This window comes from Paraburkholderia hiiakae (assembly GCF_904848665.1).
In the GTDB taxonomy this organism is placed as follows: Bacteria; Pseudomonadota; Gammaproteobacteria; order Burkholderiales; family Burkholderiaceae; genus Paraburkholderia; species Paraburkholderia hiiakae.
The window spans coordinates 176,719-193,226 of sequence record NZ_CAJHCQ010000003.1; the positions used below are offsets into that span (position 1 = coordinate 176,719).

A 16,508-nucleotide genomic window follows, 5' to 3' on the forward strand; every position below is an offset into this window, starting at 1 on the left:
GAGGTTGTGGGCAGCGGTGCCCAAATTTGTCGACGGAGTGTCTACATGGGCGTAGAAAGCAAAAAGCCCAGTCCGGAGACTGGGCTTTTCGTTTGATTCTTTGGTAGGCCGTACGGGATTCGAACCTGTGACCAACGGATTAAAAGTCCGCTGCTCTACCAGCTGAGCTAACGACCCAAAAGAGAAGCGGGATTATAGCGGCGCATGGCCTAAGCGTCAACCATTGCCGCCATAAAACCGATGGAGTAGCCCGAGGCACGCCGTGCCCCGGGCTTTCCCTGTACGCGAGAGGCGCGTTTCGCGGGACCGGCAATACGCCAGCGCCACATCACGCCAAAACCAGCCAGCAGCGCTTACTTGAGCTGTGAAAGCTTGCTCTGCGCCGTCTGGGCGACATCCGAGTTGCCGTACTGCGAAACGACCTGCTCGAGCGTGCGCTTGGCCGCAGCCTTTTGCCCCTGCTCGATCTGATTGTTCGCAATGGCCAGCAGCGCTTCGGGGGCGCGCGGATGCTGCGGGTATTTGTTGACGACGTTCTGCCACGTCGCGGTCGACCCCTTGTAGTCCTTCAGCGCATAGAGCGCATTGCCGAGCCAGTACTGTGCGGTCGGCTGGTAAGGACTCTGCGGGAACTTCGCGATGAAGCTACGGAACGATGCCGCCGCGTTCTTGAAGTCGCCGTTGCGGAACTGCTGCGAAGCGGCGTTGAACGCGTCCATCTCACCCGGCTGAACCGTGCCTTGCATGCCGTCCACGGTCTCCTGCTGCGGCTCGAACTTCTTGAGTCGCGTGTCGAGATCCGTGTAGTAGTCCTTCTGTTGCTTCTGCAGGGTCGCCAACTGGTTCGCCATGTCCTCGTTCTGTCCGCGCAACGTGGCGACCTGCTGGTTGAGCTGGTCGAGTCGGTTGGACTGATCGAGAATCGTGCGCTGAGCGGCGGACAGTTGATTAGTCAGGCTGTCCGTTTTCGTGCGCAGGTCGAGAATCGCCTGGCGCGCCTGATCGTCGTCGAAGATACCCGCGTGGGCCGGCAGCGCCGCAAAGGCGACGCCAGCCACGCAGGCGGCTGCGGCTGCGCGCAGCGGGGAGAAACGGTGCGACATACGCCCCTTCATCCAATGCTCAATTACTGTTGATACACGAGGTCAGCACGGCGGTTCTGCGCCCACGATGCTTCGTCGTGGCCCGTTGCGACCGGCTTTTCCTTACCGAGGCTGACAGCTTCCATTTGCGAATCGGGCACGCCCATCAGCGAGAGGGCGCGTCGGACCGCTTCAGCACGCTTTTGACCCAGCGCCAGGTTGTATTCGCTCGTGCCGCGCTCGTCGGTGTTGCCCTGGATCAGGACGTGACGTTCCGGGTGCGTCTTGAGGTACTGTGCGTGAGCTTGCAGCAGCGACTGGTAGTCGTCCTTGACGGCGTAGCTGTCGAAATCGAAGTACACGCTGCGTTTGGCGAGCGGGCTGTTCGGGTTGTTCAGCTCATCGACGTTCACCTGAGCGACCGCGTTCGGGTTCGGCTGGGTGTTCATCGCGCCGGCGTTCGGGTTCGTTTCCTTGACACCCGACTTACACGCTGCCAGTGCACCGATCATCAAAACGGCCAAGGCCAGGCGTACTTTCTTCGACATCATTTTTGCTCTCCTGAAGTGTTATTGCATAAAAGGACCCCAGGACGGCTCGCGTACGCTGCCGCCCTGAACGGACAGGATTTGCCGCGTACGACCGTCGGTCGATACAGCAGCCAGCACGCCACGGCCGTTCACCTGTGTGGCGTAAAGAATGTACTGACCGTTCGCCGCGAAGCTGGGCGATTCGTCATGTGTCGTGTCAGTGAGCGCCGTGGCGACACCGGACTGCAGATCTTGAATGTACAGCTTAAATCCGCCGCCCGTGCGTGAGATGTACGCCAGTTGCTTGCCGTCCGGGCTGACCTTCGGGCTCGTATTGTAGTTGCCGGTGAACGTCACACGCTGTGCCGCTCCGGCGCTTTCGCCCTGGGCCGCCATCTTGTAAATCTGAGGCTGGCCGCCGCGGTCGCTCGTGAAGTAAATCCAGCGTCCGTCAGGAGAGTAGTTGGGTTCGGTGTCGATTGTCGTGCCTTGCGTGAGGCGGTGCAGGCCGGAGCCGTCGGCATTGACGGCGAAGATCTGCGTGTTGCCCGTGCGCGACAGTGCTACCGCGAGCGTGCGGCCATCGGGAGACCAGGCCGGCGCCGAATTGTTGCCCTTCTGGTCCGAAATGACCACGCGGCGACCCGTAGGCAGGTCATGCACGTAGACGATCGGCTTCTTCTTTTCGAAAGATACGTAAGCGACCTTGGTGCCGTCGGGCGACCACGCCGGCGAGATGATCGGCTCGGGGCTCGAGAGCGCGATGTGCGCGTCTTGTCCATCGGAGTCCGAAACCTGCAACTGGAAACGGCCGCCTGTCTTGATCACGTACGAAAGACGCGTGGCGAACACGCCGCGGTCGCCGAGCAGCTTCTGATAGATGTAGTCCGCAACCTTGTGCGCGCTCATGCGCAGGCCGCTTGGCGGGCTCGTGAGCACGAGGCCACCGAGGCTTTCGCCCTTCACGGTGTCGTAGAGCTTGAAGCGCACTTCGTATTGGCCGTTGGCGAGCTTGTTCACGCTGCCCGCAACGAACGCATTGGCGCCCTTGGCTTTCCAGCTGCCGAGGTCGACGGAGTCGTTTTCCGAGATCGGTGCGCCGCCGGCGTCGATGTTGGTGAATTTCCCGCTGCGTTGCAGGTCGGCGCGCACGATGGCCGCGACCTGTTCTGGCGAATTCGCTTCACCGGCAAAGTTAGCCGTGGCGATGGGAAACTGGGTGGAGCCCACGCCGGTGACGAGGACGTTGAGTTGTGCGTTCGCCGCGCCGCCCGCCGTGATCAGGCAGGACGCGACGAGGGTTCGCAGGCCAAGCTTCGTCATCAATGTCATGCTGTGATATTTCCTGAAAAAAGCAATTTTGTCATAACGCGCAACAGCAGACTGACCCGAAAACGTTCGAATCGTTCCTTTTTCAGCCACTGTCGCGCGCCGGCTTTCCTCAACCTTTCCGTGCCTTGCGCGCGGCATTAGCCCGCCGGGCGCAAGGTGATCAAAAAGTTCGACGGCGCCTTGCCGTTCGTATCGAGCGGCATCGGATCCGAGCGCTGGACCGCTCGTAGCGCGGCGTCGTCCCACGACGAGTTGCCGCTGCTACGCTGTATCTGCGCCGAAAGCAAAGTGCCAGTCGGCGAGCAATGCACCGCGACAACTGTCTCAAGTCCTGACGTCTCGCCGGACCAGATGATGTTCGGCCGCACGCGTCGCTGCACCTTCTCTGCATAGCCCGGTGACGTCGCATTGCCGCCCGAACCGCTGCCCGTGCCGCTCTTCGCGAGACCGTTGCCGCTCGTGCCTTCGCCGCCGCCCATCGAGCCTTGCATTTGCGCGATGCGGGCACGGCGTTCAGCGTCGAGCTTCTTCGCGGTGGCGTCCGCTTGAGCCTTCGCCTTGGCGGCCTTATCGGCGTCGGCCTTCTTCTGCGCGTCGAGCTTCGCCTGCTTCTGCTGCTCTTCTTCCTGCTGCTGCTTCTTGAGCGCGTCCTGCTGCTGTTGCTGCTGCTTTTGCTTCTCTGCCGCGGCTTGTTGCTGGTCCTGCTGCTGCTTGAGCTTTTCCGCCTTCTGCTGCGCGGCGAGTTGCGCTGCCTGTTGGGCCGCGAGTTGCTGCTGGCGTTTCGCGTCCGCTTCCTGTTGTGCTTTCAGGCGCTGCTGCTCGGCCAGTTGCGCCTCGCGCTGCGCTTCCTGCTGCTTACGCTTTTGCTGTTGCAGCGCGATGTCGGCGTCCTCGGTTTGCGGCGGCGGCGGGGCAGGGGCGACCGGCGCGGGCGGCGGCAACGGCTTCGGTGTCGACAGGTCCGGCACTTCGGTCCACAGTTCCGCCTCTTCACCCGCCGGCGTGCTGTTCTGCCAGTGGATGCCGTGATAGAGGAACAGACCGAGCAGCACGTGCATGATCACCGCGAGGGTGATAGCACGTCCCGTGCCACGCTCGCGCGGAGGCTGCAGCGGATACGAATCGTTCTTCCGGGTCATTGCGATTTGACGAGCAGTCCGACACGTTTGACGCCATGCGACTTCAGGTCGGACATCACGTTCATCACCGTCTCGTATTTGACGGACTTGTCGGCGGCGATCACGACCGGCTGGTCGGGATGGCTCTGCTCGCGATCGGCGACGAAGCCGTTGAGATCGGCGCGCGTCATGGTTTCCTGCTGCGTGGCGCCGGAGTCATCCTTGTAGCGTACGCTCAGATTGCCATCGGGGCGAATATTGACCACGACGGGCGGCACCTGCTGCTGCTGCGACGCGCCGCCGACGGTCGGCAGATTGACGATGGACGGCGCCACGAGCGGCGCGGTCACCATGAAGATCACGAGCAACACCAGCATCACGTCGATGTACGGCACGACGTTGATGTCGGCCATCGCACGGCGCGAGCGGCTGCCTCGCATGCTCGAACGCATTGAGCCTGCCATCTTCGACTCCTTTGAAGATTAGTGGGCCTGACGCTGCAGGATGTTCGAAAACTCTTCAATGAAGGTTTCGAAGCGGATCGCCAGACGGTCGATGTCGTGTGCGTAGCTGTTGTACGCGACCACCGCCGGAATGGCGGCGAACAGACCGATCGCGGTCGCCGTCAGCGCTTCGGCAATGCCGGGCGCGACGTTCGCGAGCGTGGCCTGTTGCACGTTCGCGAGGCCGCGGAACGCGTTCATGATCCCCCAGACCGTGCCGAAAAGACCGATGTACGGACTGACCGAGCCGACCGAGGCGAGGAACGAGAGGTTCGCCTCGAGCGCGTCCATTTCGCGCTGGAACGCGGCGCGCATCGCGCGGCGGGCGCCATCGAGCACGAGGCTCGGATCGTTCAGGCGCTTCTCTTTCGCCTTCAGGAATTCGCGCATGCCCGACTCAAAGATACGCTCGAGCGCGCCGATCGTGTGACGGTTGTTGGCTGCGCTCTGATAGAGCGCCTGCAGGTCGCCGCCTGACCAGAAGTCGCGCTCGAAGCGCTCGGTCTGCGACCGCGCCCGGCGGATCGCAAACCACTTGCGGAAGATGAAAGTCCAGGAAATCAGCGACATGAGCAGAAGAAGCCCCATCACCGCCTGTGCCAGTATGCTCGCATTAAGAACGAGAGAAATGATCGACAGATCTTGTGTAGTGTTCATATAGGTTCGTTGTGACGTCCCGAAAGGGGCGAGCGGCTGCAAGACAACGCAAGGCTTCCCTTAGGCGGTTGGGAAGCTCTCGCGCCGTCGCGGCCGAACCCTGCTTGGTCCTGCATTGACCGGCGCGAGTTCACTGGCGTCGTATCAACGGTAATTACTGCACTGCCGTTGACACGGCGTACAGGTCTTTCTGTGGCCCACGTTGCAAGGCTTCATGAACGGGGGCCGGAATGGGAGCGGGGCGCATGGCTGTGCTGTCGACGCAGGCGACACGAATGGTGCCCGTGGCGAGCAGCGTGTTCTCGCGCCACGCTTCCTGCACGAAGTCGACCGAGGCGCGGCCAAGCTTCTCGACGCGGCTGACAGTCGTAACGACATCGTCGAGGCGCGCGGGCGAACGGTAGTCGAGCGCGGTGCTGCGCACGACGAAGAGCACGCCCATTTCCTCGGCGAGCCGACGCTGATCGACGCTGCACGCGCGCAGCCATTCAGTGCGCGCGCGTTCGAAGAACTTCAGGTAATTCGCGTAAAACACGATGCCACCGGCGTCGGTGTCCTCGTAGTAGACGCGTACCGGCCACATAAAACCGCGCCCGGCCGGTGACGACGCCGCGTCCGGCTTGCTGGTGGAATTTTCCATGCCGCGCATTCTACCGGAACGCGCGGCCCCAACGTCTTTCGTACGACTGACGTAAGTATAAAATTTGTAAGGTAATTTTAGCCGCGATGGATGCTGAGGCCAGCAAATGTCTGGGCAACGGGCATCAGCTCGATCGTGTTGATGTTGACGTGCGCGGGGCGCGTGGCGATCCAGTAGATCGAGTCGGCGATGTCCTCGGCCGTGAGCGGCTGCACGTCCTTGTAGACGTTGGCCGCCTTGGTGTCGTCGCCGCGAAAGCGCACGTTCGAGAATTCGGTGCCGCCGCACAGGCCCGGCTCGATGTCGGTCACGCGCAGCGCCGTGCCCGCGAGGTCCGCGCGCAGATTCAGGCTGAACTGGCGCACGAACGCCTTGGTCGCCCCGTAGACGTTTCCGCCCAAATACGGCCAGCGGCCCGCCACTGAACCGAGATTGAAGATGTGGCCGCGGTTACGCGCGACCATGCCGGGCAGAAACGCGTGGGTGACCTGCACGAGGCCCGTGCAGTTGGTCTCGATCATGGTTTCCCATTCGTCGAGGTCGGCCTTCTGTGCCGGCTCCACGCCGAGTGCAAGGCCGGCGTTGTTGACCAGCACGTCGACGCCGGCGAACTCGGGCGGCAGCGCGCCGGGCGCGGCTTCGACCGCAGCGCGGTCGCGTACGTCAAGCTCGATGGGCAGGAGGGCGTCGCCGAGTTCGGCGGCGAGCGCGTCGAGACGGTCCTTGCGGCGGGCCGTGGCGACGACGCGATGTCCGCCCTTTACGAAGGCCCGCGCAATGGCGGCGCCGAATCCTGCGGATGCGCCGGTGACGAAAACGATCATGGTGGCTCCCTGGTCGGTAGAAGGCGAGGAAAGCGGAAAGCCTACTTCCAATGCCGCGTTGCGGCAAGGAAGGGACAGAACGCGCGCGGGCCGCCGCGTGGGCCGCATTAGCGGGGCCACCGTCCGTCGCGCCAGAAGACGCGGGGCGCCCGCCCGCACGGGGCGCGGGCGGTTGCCTATTCCCTGCCATTCCAATAAACTAACGCGCTCAATCCCTGCGTGACTGGCGATAGGGTTCCGAAATAGCGGCAATAGAGGTAGCAATCTGCCGGCTATGAAGGACTCAAGGTGGAACGACCCACCGTGAAGCGCAGGGTGCCGTTTTGCCGTTCGCCTGGGCAGCCTGATTTCGCGCGCTTTCGTTAGCGCTGCGGGGGCTGTCCTGCCTCGCGTGTGCGGCACCTCCTTCCGCCACGTCAAGGCTGGCCTCTTCGCCAGCAGCGCCGCGTACCCGCTACGCGTTCCGCGCGAGACCCGGTCAACCTGAACACACTTAACGGAATCCGTATGTTTGACAGAGCCGAAAGCACCATCGCCAACGTCGATCCCGAACTCTTCAAGGCGATCGAACTCGAGAACCGCCGCCAGGAAGAGCACATCGAGCTCATCGCGTCGGAAAACTACACCTCGCCCGCGGTCATGGCCGCGCAGGGTTCGCAGCTCACCAACAAGTACGCCGAAGGCTACCCCGGTAAGCGCTATTACGGCGGCTGCGAATACGTGGATATCGTCGAGCAGCTCGCGATCGACCGCGTGAAGCAACTGTTCGGCGCCGAAGCCGCTAACGTTCAGCCGAACTCGGGCTCGCAGGCCAACCAGGGCGTGTTCTTCGCCGTGCTCAAGCCGGGCGACACCATCATGGGCATGAGCCTCGCCGAAGGCGGTCACCTCACGCACGGCATGGCGCTGAACATGAGCGGCAAGTGGTTCAACGTCGTGAGCTACGGCCTGGACGCCAATGAAGACATCGATTACGACGCGCTCGAAAAGCGCGCACACGAAACGAAGCCGAAGTTGATCATCGCTGGCGCGTCGGCATTCGCGCTGCGTATCGACTTCGAGCGCATCGCCAAGGTTGCCAAGGCGGTCGGTGCGTACTTCATGGTAGACATGGCGCATTACGCGGGCCTGATCGCCGCGGGCGTCTACCCGAACCCGGTTCCGCACGCCGACTTCGTCACCACGACCACCCACAAGAGCCTGCGCGGCCCGCGCGGCGGCGTGATCCTGATGAAGGCGGAGTTCGAGAAGCAGATCAACTCGGCCATTTTCCCGGGCATTCAGGGCGGTCCGCTCATGCACGTGATCGCCGGTAAGGCCGTGGCGTTCAAGGAAGCGCTCTCGCCGGAATTCAAGACCTACCAACAGCACGTGGTCGAGAACGCTCGCGTGCTGGCGGAAACGCTGGTCAAACGCGGTCTGCGCATCGTTTCGGGCCGCACGGAAAGCCACGTGATGCTGGTGGACCTGCGCGCGAAGAACATCACCGGCAAGGCTGCTGAAGCCGTGCTGGGCGCGGCGCACATCACGGTGAACAAGAACGCGATCCCGAACGACCCGGAAAAGCCGTTCGTGACGAGCGGTATCCGCCTTGGATCGCCGGCCATGACGACGCGCGGCTTTGGCGTGAAGGAAGCCGAGCAGGTGGGCAACCTGATTGCCGACGTGCTCGACAATCCGGAAGACGCCGCCACGATCGAGCGTGTTAAGGCGCAGGTCGCCGAGCTGACGAAGCGCTTCCCGGTTTACCGCTAAGCCACGCGATAGCCCATGCGCTGCCCCTTTTGCCGGCACGAAGACACGCAGGTCGTCGATTCGCGCGTGTCCGAAGACGGCGCCGCGATCCGGCGCCGCCGCCGCTGCCCGGCCTGCGACAAGCGTTTCACGACGTACGAGCGGGTCGAGCTGGCGATGCCGGCCATCGTCAAGAAGGACGGCAGCCGCACGGAATTCGACCGCCGCAAGATCGCAGCGAGCATGCAACTGGCGCTGCGCAAGCGCCCGGTTGCGGCCGATGCGATCGACGCGGCAGTTGCCCGTATCGAGTATCAATTGCTCGGCAGCGGCGAGCGCGAAGTGCGCAGCGAGCGCCTTGGCGAGCTCGTCATGGGCGAATTGCGCGAACTCGACAAGGTCGCGTTCGTACGGTTTGCTTCGGTGTACCGGCGCTTTGAGGACGTCTCCGAATTCGAAGACGTGATCGAGGAATTCCGCCGTGCGGGTGCTGCCAACAACCCCACGAAAAAGCGCTGAGCGCATTCGCATTTTTCTTCCCTCCCGCATTGCCGCTGTCGTAACGCTTGCATTCTCGCGAGCCGACGCTGCGCGCACCAGCTAGCCGTTCGGCTAATTGTTTCGTTTCTTGTTCGTCCGTAGATTGATGGCAATCCGCACAAACTAAGGATTGCTGATGAAGCACGGAGGATTCACGCTCATTGAGACGATGGTCGTCATCGTCTTGCTGGCGATCTGCGTAACGGTTTCCACGCCCGTTTTCACCGCGTGGCGCGTGCGCGATCAGGTCGACGCGCGCGCCAACGCAATGCTCGGCACGCTCGCCTACGCGCGAAACGAGGCAATACGGCGCAAGGCGCGCATTACCGTTTGCCGCGTCGATGCTGCGCGCAATTGCCTTGCGGCCGCCAAAGCGTGTCCGTCAGGTACTGCGGACTGGTCCTGCGGCTGGGCCGTCATGATCGAGCGCGCAGGCGCGTATATCCCTTTGCGCGTCCAGCCGGCGCTCGACTCAATCACCGTGGCTTCGGGGCTCACCGCCATCACGTTTTCGCCGCCGGCGGGGCAGACCATTGGTAGCTTGCGCAACTTCGAGATCGCCCCGCGGACCACGTCGGTTGCACAACGCGGCGCGGGCTGGCGGCGCTGCATACGCATCGCTGCGGGAGGCAGGGCACGCGTGAGCGACGGCGCATGCACGGGGGCGTCATGAGTCGGGCGAGCGAGCGTAGCTTGCGCGGATCGACGCTGCTCGAAGTCGCCATCGCGCTCGGCGTCATGGCGATGTGCGGGCTCGGTCTGATGAGCACGCAGCTCGGCTTAGCCCGGCAAGCGCAACTGGCAGCGGCGCGCGAGCGCGCGGCGTTTGCCGCGGACGCCATCGCCGAAGCCGCGCGCGTGGCAGGTGCAACGGGCGCCACGACTGATCGATGGAAGGCACTGACGGCGAGCGTCGTGCCCGATGGGCAACTGACTACGTCGAGTGCAGGCGGCGACGCATCGATCGCGTCCGTGAGTTGGGCGGCTACACCGTTCGGCGCAGCGTCAGGATCGGCGGCGGCCTCGCGGGTCGCGCCGTGTATCGACGCGACGGCGCCCGCTGGGCGCGCCTGCGTTGCCTTGGCATTTCTGCGATGAATAAGCGTCTCGCGCATGCATGCCAGCATGCCGGCCACACACTGCTCGAACTGACGATCGCCGTGGCGCTCGGCCTCGTGGTGACGCTTGGCGCGCTCTCGGCCTACCGTACTCAGCGCCAGGCCTACGCGCAGGCGAGCGACGCCGCGCGTATCCACGAAGCCGGCATGAATGCGTTGATGCTGATCGGCGAGCAGATCCAGATGGCCGGCTTTGTTGCCGCGGACGCGCGCTCGCCGCTTGCCGGCACTGCGATATTCGGCTGCGTGTCCGGGCGCCCGACCGGCGCCGATGCAGCGCTTGCCTGCGAGTCGCTGTCGAGCCGCTCCGATGGGCTGGCTGTGCGCTATCAAGGCGACGGTGTATCGACGTGGCCCGCCGCGAACGGCCAGGTCACCGACTGCCTCGGGCAGGCGGTTGGCGCGGCGGGCGTCGAAATCGTGAACCGCTATCACGCCAAGGTGAGCGGTTCGACCGGGGAGACCGAGCTTTACTGCGAGGGCTCCGGCAAGGTCGGCACGGCGCAGCCGCTCGTCGAGGGCGTCGAGCGTTTGCGTGTGCGCTACTGGACGGCGGGCGCGGCCCAGGCGGTCGAGGCTTCGGCGCTCGCACGCGATCAGTGGGCTGCGGTCGTCGCGGTCGATCTGTGCGTGCTGGTGCGCGGGGCGCCCCTTTCCCGACGCATACGCTACGTCGATTGCGATGGCGTGCAGGCGGTCGGCACGGATGGGCGTGCGCGACAAGCGTTCTGGCGGCACATCGTGCTGCGTGACGGTCTTTCGGTCGCGTCGTGAGAACGCGCCTTCGTGTGAAGCATCGGCCATGCGCCGCTTGTCGCGGCGTCGCGCTGCCGGTCGTGCTGCTCATCGTTGCGATGATGCTCGTGACCTCGGCGGCGTGGTTCGAGGCAGCGCTGCTAACGCGGCGCAACGCAGATGCCGTCGCCGATCATCTGCAGTCCTTCCATGCCGCCGACGCCGCGCTCGTGTCGTGCTCGCGTGCGCTGACGAATGGCTCGCTGGGCGCGCCTGCGCCCGCGGCGCAGCCAGGCGAGCCGCAAGCCTGGCGGCGGCAAGACAGCTTCGAGCGGCAGGCCATCGTGCCCGTTGCCGCGTGGCCTGGAGCCGTGCGCGCACCGCAATGCTTTGTCGAAGCCTGGCGCATCGAGAGCCGTCCGCTGGCTCGCGCGTATCTCGTCACGGCGCGAGGGTTTGGCGCATCGGAAGACACACAAAGCTGGCTGCAGAACCAGTTGGTCATCGAAGCCGCGGGTGACGCGACGCGCGTCGAGCATCACTGGCGTCACGTCGTCGCGAGGCCGTTTTGATGAAGCAAGCGGGAGGAAAGGTGAAGAGCAACCGCCACAACGCGTTCACACTGCTCGAGCTGGTCATTGCGCTGGCGGTGGCGGCTATCGTCGCGGCCTTCGCGTTGCCGGGATGGAGCGCGCAGATCGCGCGGGGACATCGCACCGACGCTGTCGCCGCGCTCTATCGAGCGGCGCAACTCGTCGATACGCAGAGCGCGTCGTTGGCGTCTTTGCCCGCGGGATTCGACCAGGCGCCGCCGACGGGAACGCCCATTTACCGCTTGCGCCTGATGCCCGCCGACGAGTCCAACGGCGGCTATGCCATCGCGGCCGATCCTGTGGAAACCGGGCCGATGCGTGGCGACCCTTGCGGCGCTTTCGTGCTCGACGCAACCGGCGCACGTAGCAACCACGCCTCAGGCGGCGGCGCTGTCGCGGCAGCTATCCAAACGTGCTGGAGGGACCGGTGAACGTCCACAAACTGCGAAACGGTCGGCGATCAGCCTGTGAGGTCGTCTTCGTCGGACCTGGCGCGGGCGGGCGGATTCGGGGAGGCGCCGCGCTGGCGCCGCACCTGCTGCCACACGCGATACGCCTCCCACGCCGTAAAGGCGAGGCCGCCCCACTTGATGATGGGGCGTGCAACCGAGACGATGCTTGTGCGCAGCGGTTTCGCCACGATGAGCGAGACGAGCGAACTGACCAGCGGATATTCCTTGAGCAGGTTACCGAGGCCGGAAGCCACGCCGCCGCCGGAGCCAGAGCGACCGAATCCGGGCACCACGAAGCGCAGCCAGCTGAAGTTCGTGACCGTCGAGCGGATGTCCACGAGCGCTTCGGCCATTTCAGCGCGCTCGACGCTCGCACGCACGAGCAGTAGTTCCTTACGCAGTACGCGCAGTTGTGGCGTCGAGAGGTCGTGAGCACGACCGCGGCGAGGGCGAAAAGCGGTGTCCGGTCGGGATTGGTTCATGGCGTCGGCTCGCGGCTAGGGGTTGCGCAGGGCATCTCGGTCTTTCTCGAATTCCTCGAGCGTTGCCTGGAACACGAGTGGCGCGGTGTGCAGGCCGCGGCGCGCCTTCAGGCCGCAGAAAATCGCCGCGATCGCATAGACGACCGTGAGACCGGCGAGCGCCTCCCAGCGGTACGTGTCCCAGAAGGCGATGGCAACGAGCGCCGTGAGCGCGATCAGCGCAAGCATCGCGAACATCATCCCCGCGAGGCCAAGGAAGAGCACGCCGATGAGACGGTCCTTCTCCTCGGCGAGTTCGATGCCGATCAGTTCTAGCCGCGTCTGTAGCATCGCGGACGCGGAGCCGAGCAGTCGGCGCAACGGTCCGTGTTCGTGTCGCTGCGAGTGAGTGTCTGTCGTCATGGCGATGGCAGGCGGCGCAGGCGTGTGCCCGGGCAACGCGCAAGAAAAAACGCAAGAAAATACAGCGGACGAGATCGCCCGGCGAGACCAAGCGGCGCGGCGGCGCGCGCCAGTGCCAACGGGCTGTTCGACCGCGCCGCGCGAGCGGCCCGGAGACCGCCCGCGTGGCTCGGGGAGCGCCGCTTTACTTGCGGTTGATCAGCAGACCGACCAGCACTCCCACGCCGGCGGCGATGCCGATCGACGCCCACGGATGCTCGTGGACGTAGTCGTCGGTGGCGCGCGCCGCTTTCTTGCCTTTCTCGACCACGACCACCTGGACGTCGGCGGCCTTTTCTTTTGCCTGCTTCAGACGCGAGAGTGCCGTTTCGCGCAATTCCGAAGCGCGCTCGCCCGTAGCGCTCGCAGCTTGCTTGAGCAGATCCTCTGCATCCGCGAGGACGGTTTTGATATCGGACATCAGCCTCTCCTTGTTGACTTCTGACATTGACTGGCTCCCATCGTGTCACATCACGCGTGAATCGTAACAAAGATACGGGCGCTGGCAAGCGTGACGCGCCGCCACGACCTCAGAATTCGCACGATCCGTTCCCGCAAACGCGGATGGACGGGGTTTTGGATTCCGCGCGTCAAAGAAAAGAAGCGCGCGGTGAGAGTCATTGATTTGATCGGGCACCTAAAGTTTCCCTCATCCGGTTCAAAATTACAAAAACTCATACCGGTGTGAGCCGATGTTCGTTCGCGGTGCGCAACCAGGGCCTGTATGCTTGACTGTTGTAAACGTCCACTGGATCAACGGGCCGCGCGCGCCGTTTCGATCAAACTCCGTTCACCTCGTTCAAAGGAACCGCACCATGAGTCTACGTCTTGGCGATATCGCACCCGACTTCGAGCAGGATTCGAGCATTGGCCGCATCGAGTTTCACGAGTGGCTCGGCAGTAGCTGGGGCGTGCTGTTTTCGCACCCGGCCGACTTCACACCGGTCTGCACGACCGAGCTTGGCCTGACCGCCAAGCTCAAGGACGAATTCGAGAAGCGCAACGTGAAGACGATCGCGCTTTCGGTCGATACCGCCGAATCGCACAACGAGTGGATCAAGGACATCAACGAGACGCAGGCGGCGAGCGTCGGTTTCCCGATTCTCGCGGACGGCGACCGCAAGGTGTCCACCCTGTACGACATGATCCATCCGAACGCGAACGAGACGCTCACGGTCCGCTCGCTCTTCGTGATCGACCCGAACAAGAAGGTGCGCCTCATCATCACCTATCCGGCGAGTACGGGCCGCAACTTCGACGAAGTGCTGCGTGTGATCGACTCGCTGCAGCTCACCGACAACTATCAGGTCGCGACGCCCGGCAACTGGAAGCAGGGCGACGACGTCGTGATCGTCCCGTCGCTGAAGGACGAAGAAGTCATCAAGCAGAAATTCCCGAAGGGCTACAAGGCGCTGCGTCCGTATCTGCGCATGACGCCGCAGCCGAACAAGTAAGCCGTTCGGCCAACGTCAGAACAAAAACGCCGCACGAAACAAATCGTGCGGCGCTTTTTTATGAGCGGGCGATGCAGAGCGGGGCGGCGGTCAGAAGAACGCCTGGATACCCGTCTGTGCGCGGCCGAGGATCAGCGCGTGAATATCGTGCGTGCCTTCGTACGTGTTCACCACTTCGAGGTTCACGAGGTGACGCGCCACGCCGAATTCGTCGGAGATGCCATTACCGCCGAGCATGTCGCGGGCGAGCCGCGCGATATCGAGCGACTTGCCGCACGAATTGCGTTTCATGATCGACGTGATTTCGACCGCCGCGGTGCCTTCGTCCTTCATGCGGCCGAGGCGCAGGCAACCCTGCAGGCCCAGCGTGATTTCCGTTTGCATGTCGGCGAGTTTCTTCTGGATCAGCTGGTTCGCCGCGAGCGGGCGGCCGAACTGCTTGCGGTCGAGCACGTACTGGCGCGCCGTGTGCCAGCACGATTCCGCAGCGCCGAGCGCGCCCCAGGCGATGCCATAGCGCGCCGAATTCAGGCAGGTGAACGGACCGCGCAGGCCCTTCACGCCCGGCATGAGGTTCTCTTCCGGCACGAACACTTCGTCGAGCACGATTTCGCCGGTGATCGAGGCGCGCAGGCCCACCTTGCCGTGGATCGCAGGCGCCGAGAGACCCTTCCAGCCTTTCTCCAGGATGAACCCGCGAATATCGTCCTTGCCGTCTTCCTCGAGCTTCGCCCAGACGACGAACACGTCGGCGATCGGCGAGTTCGTGATCCACATCTTCGCGCCCGAGAGCGAGTAGCCGCCGTTCACCTTCTTCGCGCGCGTGACCATGCTGCCCGGGTCCGAGCCGTGGTTCGGCTCCGTGAGGCCGAAGCAGCCAATCCACTCGCCGCTGGCGAGCTTGGGCAGGTATTTCTGCTTTTGCGCTTCCGAGCCGAACTCGAAGATGGGCACCATCACGAGCGAAGACTGCACCGACATCATCGAGCGATAGCCCGAGTCGACGCGCTCCACTTCGCGCGCGATCAGACCATAGGCCACGTAGTTGAGGCCGGGGCCGCCATATTGCTCGGGAATCGTCGGGCCGAGCAGGCCGACTTCGCCCATCTCGCGGAAGATCGAGGCGTCCGTCTTCTCGTGGCGGAACGCTTCCAGCACGCGCGGCGCAAGCTTGTCCTGGGCGTACGCGGCGGCGGCGTCGCGCACCATGCGCTCCTCTTCGGTGAGCTGCTGGTCGAGCAGAAGCGGGTCTTCCCAATGGAACTGGGCGTGTGCGGCCATGGTGTCTCTCCTTTCCTCAAATCCTTTAGATGGGCGAATTTGCGCTTGACTTGAGTTCCGCTATGCGGAACAATGTTTTGCAAATTGGCTTTAGTGTAGCACCAGGGCGCCCATGTCTGCATCCGGAACGACTCCAACTTCTTCTTTTTCTTCCTCGCTGGCTGAGGGCCCGATCGACGAGCGCAAATTCGTCGTGGCGCTCGCCCGCGGGCTCGACCTGCTGCGGGCGTTCCGCCCAGGCGAGACGCTGCTCGGCAACAGCGACTTCGTTGAGCGCACGGGCTTGCCGAAGGCGACCGTGAACCGGCTTGCGTACACACTCACCGTGCTCGGCTATCTGCGTTTTGACGAATCGCTTGGCAAATATGCGCTCGACGCCGGCGTCCTGTCACTTGGCTTTGCGCTGCTGTCGGGTACGGACACGCTCGAACTCGCCCGCCCGCATATGCGCGCGTTCGCGCGCGAGGTGGGCGCCGCGGTGTCGCTGGGCTGCCGCGACGGTCTGGACGTGATCTATCTGGAGACGATCCGCAGCGAGACGGCGCTCACGCTGGGCCTCGCCTCAGGCTCGCGGCTGTCGATGCTCACGAGCTCGATGGGCCGCGCGTATCTCGCCGTCCAGCCCATCGATGTGCGTATGGCGTTGTTCGCGGATCTGGAGAAGACGGCGGGAACCGAAGGGCCGGCGCTGGTCAAGGCCGCGAAACGCGAGATCGAGGTATTCGGCAAGGAGGGGTGCTGTTACTCGTTTCGCGATTGGCACGAAGACGTCAACGCCGTGGCGGTGCCGTTTCGCGAGCCTCGCGACCGTCGCTGGCTCGTGCTCAGCTGCAGCGGGCCGGCTTCGTCGATGGGGCCCGAGGTGTTTCGCGAGCGCGTGGCGCCGCTCCTGAAGTCGCTGGCGCGGCGTCTTGGCGAAACGGTCTGACGCGCAAGCCGCAGCGGGCGCAAAAAAGCCGACCTTGGGGTCGGCTTTTTCATGATGGCTTACG

At 64.0% G+C, this 16,508-nt stretch carries 21 protein-coding genes, 1 tRNA gene and 1 riboswitch; of the genes, 9 read left to right on the forward strand and 13 right to left on the reverse strand.

Going from position 1 to position 16,508, the window contains the following annotated elements; genetic code table 11:
- Positions 1–101: 101 nt before the first annotated feature.
- The 9 genes from JMY28_RS07860 to ydfG all read right to left on the reverse strand — a co-directional run bounded on the left by JMY28_RS07860 (position 102) and on the right by ydfG (position 6,686).
- A tRNA-Lys gene (locus JMY28_RS07860) sits at positions 102–177 on the reverse strand.
- 176 nt (positions 178–353) lie between these two features.
- Complete coding sequence (ybgF, locus tag JMY28_RS07865; protein ID WP_201695353.1) at positions 354–1,103, reverse strand: tol-pal system protein YbgF; 750 nt, start codon at positions 1,101–1,103, stop codon at positions 354–356.
- Between the two features lie 23 nt (positions 1,104–1,126).
- Positions 1,127–1,633, reverse strand: a complete 507-nt coding sequence (pal, locus tag JMY28_RS07870) for a peptidoglycan-associated lipoprotein Pal (RefSeq protein ID WP_042266217.1) — start codon at positions 1,631–1,633, stop codon at positions 1,127–1,129.
- Between the two features lie 18 nt (positions 1,634–1,651).
- Complete coding sequence (tolB, locus tag JMY28_RS07875; protein ID WP_201695354.1) at positions 1,652–2,944, reverse strand: Tol-Pal system beta propeller repeat protein TolB; 1,293 nt, start codon at positions 2,942–2,944, stop codon at positions 1,652–1,654.
- A gap of 137 nt (positions 2,945–3,081) precedes the next feature.
- Positions 3,082–4,083 (reverse strand): cell envelope integrity protein TolA, encoded by a 1,002-nt coding sequence (gene tolA, locus JMY28_RS07880; RefSeq protein ID WP_201695355.1) that lies wholly within the window; start codon positions 4,081–4,083, stop codon positions 3,082–3,084.
- Entirely contained in the window at positions 4,080–4,526 is a 447-nt protein-coding gene (gene tolR, locus JMY28_RS07885) for a protein TolR (RefSeq protein WP_201695356.1), read from the reverse strand. Before tolR ends, tolA begins: the two co-directional genes overlap by 4 nt.
- A gap of 18 nt (positions 4,527–4,544) precedes the next feature.
- Positions 4,545–5,222 (reverse strand): protein TolQ, encoded by a 678-nt coding sequence (gene tolQ, locus JMY28_RS07890; RefSeq protein WP_028205324.1) that lies wholly within the window; start codon positions 5,220–5,222, stop codon positions 4,545–4,547.
- A 154-nt stretch (positions 5,223–5,376) separates the two neighbouring features.
- The gene (gene ybgC / locus JMY28_RS07895; protein ID WP_201695357.1) at positions 5,377–5,871 is read right to left on the reverse strand and encodes a tol-pal system-associated acyl-CoA thioesterase; all 495 of its coding nucleotides are present in this window, start codon (positions 5,869–5,871) and stop codon (positions 5,377–5,379) included.
- Between the two features lie 68 nt (positions 5,872–5,939).
- Positions 5,940–6,686 (reverse strand): bifunctional NADP-dependent 3-hydroxy acid dehydrogenase/3-hydroxypropionate dehydrogenase YdfG, encoded by a 747-nt coding sequence (gene ydfG / locus JMY28_RS07900; protein ID WP_201695358.1) that lies wholly within the window; start codon positions 6,684–6,686, stop codon positions 5,940–5,942.
- A 209-nt stretch (positions 6,687–6,895) separates the two neighbouring features.
- Positions 6,896–7,033, forward strand: a riboswitch (ZMP/ZTP riboswitch).
- Between the two features lie 160 nt (positions 7,034–7,193).
- Here ydfG and glyA point away from each other — a divergent pair.
- From glyA to JMY28_RS07935, 7 genes are all read left to right on the forward strand, one after another.
- A complete protein-coding gene (glyA, locus tag JMY28_RS07905) occupies positions 7,194–8,441 on the forward strand; it encodes a serine hydroxymethyltransferase (RefSeq protein WP_201695359.1) in 1,248 nt (415 codons plus the stop codon).
- 15 nt (positions 8,442–8,456) lie between these two features.
- The gene (gene nrdR / locus JMY28_RS07910) at positions 8,457–8,939 is read left to right on the forward strand and encodes a transcriptional regulator NrdR (RefSeq protein ID WP_201695360.1); all 483 of its coding nucleotides are present in this window, start codon (positions 8,457–8,459) and stop codon (positions 8,937–8,939) included.
- A gap of 157 nt (positions 8,940–9,096) precedes the next feature.
- On the forward strand, positions 9,097–9,633 hold the full coding sequence (locus JMY28_RS07915; protein ID WP_201695361.1) for a GspH/FimT family pseudopilin: 537 nt from the start codon (positions 9,097–9,099) through the stop codon (positions 9,631–9,633).
- A complete protein-coding gene (locus tag JMY28_RS07920; protein WP_201695362.1) occupies positions 9,630–10,058 on the forward strand; it encodes a hypothetical protein in 429 nt (142 codons plus the stop codon). Before JMY28_RS07915 ends, JMY28_RS07920 begins: the two co-directional genes overlap by 4 nt.
- A complete protein-coding gene (locus JMY28_RS07925; RefSeq protein ID WP_201695363.1) occupies positions 10,055–10,852 on the forward strand; it encodes a PilW family protein in 798 nt (265 codons plus the stop codon). The genes JMY28_RS07920 and JMY28_RS07925 overlap by 4 nt, the downstream gene beginning before the upstream one ends.
- A gap of 14 nt (positions 10,853–10,866) precedes the next feature.
- Positions 10,867–11,385, forward strand: coding sequence for a pilus assembly PilX family protein (locus JMY28_RS07930; RefSeq protein WP_236596754.1), 519 nt, complete (start codon positions 10,867–10,869; stop codon positions 11,383–11,385).
- Positions 11,386–11,405: 20 nt separating this feature from the next.
- A complete protein-coding gene (locus JMY28_RS07935) occupies positions 11,406–11,837 on the forward strand; it encodes a type IV pilin protein (RefSeq protein WP_236596755.1) in 432 nt (143 codons plus the stop codon).
- A 29-nt stretch (positions 11,838–11,866) separates the two neighbouring features.
- Here JMY28_RS07935 and JMY28_RS07940 read toward each other — a convergent pair whose 3' ends face one another.
- From JMY28_RS07940 to JMY28_RS07950, 3 genes are all read right to left on the reverse strand, one after another.
- Positions 11,867–12,340: a DUF3318 domain-containing protein gene (locus JMY28_RS07940; protein ID WP_201695366.1), complete on the reverse strand. Its 474-nt coding sequence runs from the start codon at positions 12,338–12,340 to the stop codon at positions 11,867–11,869.
- Positions 12,341–12,355: 15 nt separating this feature from the next.
- On the reverse strand, positions 12,356–12,742 hold the full coding sequence (locus JMY28_RS07945; RefSeq protein WP_069262800.1) for a phage holin family protein: 387 nt from the start codon (positions 12,740–12,742) through the stop codon (positions 12,356–12,358).
- A 184-nt stretch (positions 12,743–12,926) separates the two neighbouring features.
- Positions 12,927–13,229 (reverse strand): DUF883 family protein, encoded by a 303-nt coding sequence (locus JMY28_RS07950; protein ID WP_007584918.1) that lies wholly within the window; start codon positions 13,227–13,229, stop codon positions 12,927–12,929.
- A gap of 367 nt (positions 13,230–13,596) precedes the next feature.
- On the opposite strand from JMY28_RS07950, the gene JMY28_RS07955 reads away from it, so the two are divergent.
- Positions 13,597–14,235, forward strand: coding sequence for a peroxiredoxin (locus JMY28_RS07955; protein WP_201695367.1), 639 nt, complete (start codon positions 13,597–13,599; stop codon positions 14,233–14,235).
- A gap of 90 nt (positions 14,236–14,325) precedes the next feature.
- On the opposite strand, the gene JMY28_RS07960 is transcribed toward JMY28_RS07955, so the two are convergent.
- Entirely contained in the window at positions 14,326–15,516 is a 1,191-nt protein-coding gene (locus JMY28_RS07960; RefSeq protein ID WP_201695368.1) for an acyl-CoA dehydrogenase, read from the reverse strand.
- Between the two features lie 112 nt (positions 15,517–15,628).
- On the opposite strand from JMY28_RS07960, the gene JMY28_RS07965 reads away from it, so the two are divergent.
- The gene (locus JMY28_RS07965) at positions 15,629–16,444 is read left to right on the forward strand and encodes an IclR family transcriptional regulator (protein WP_201695369.1); all 816 of its coding nucleotides are present in this window, start codon (positions 15,629–15,631) and stop codon (positions 16,442–16,444) included.
- Positions 16,445–16,508 lie beyond the last annotated feature (64 nt).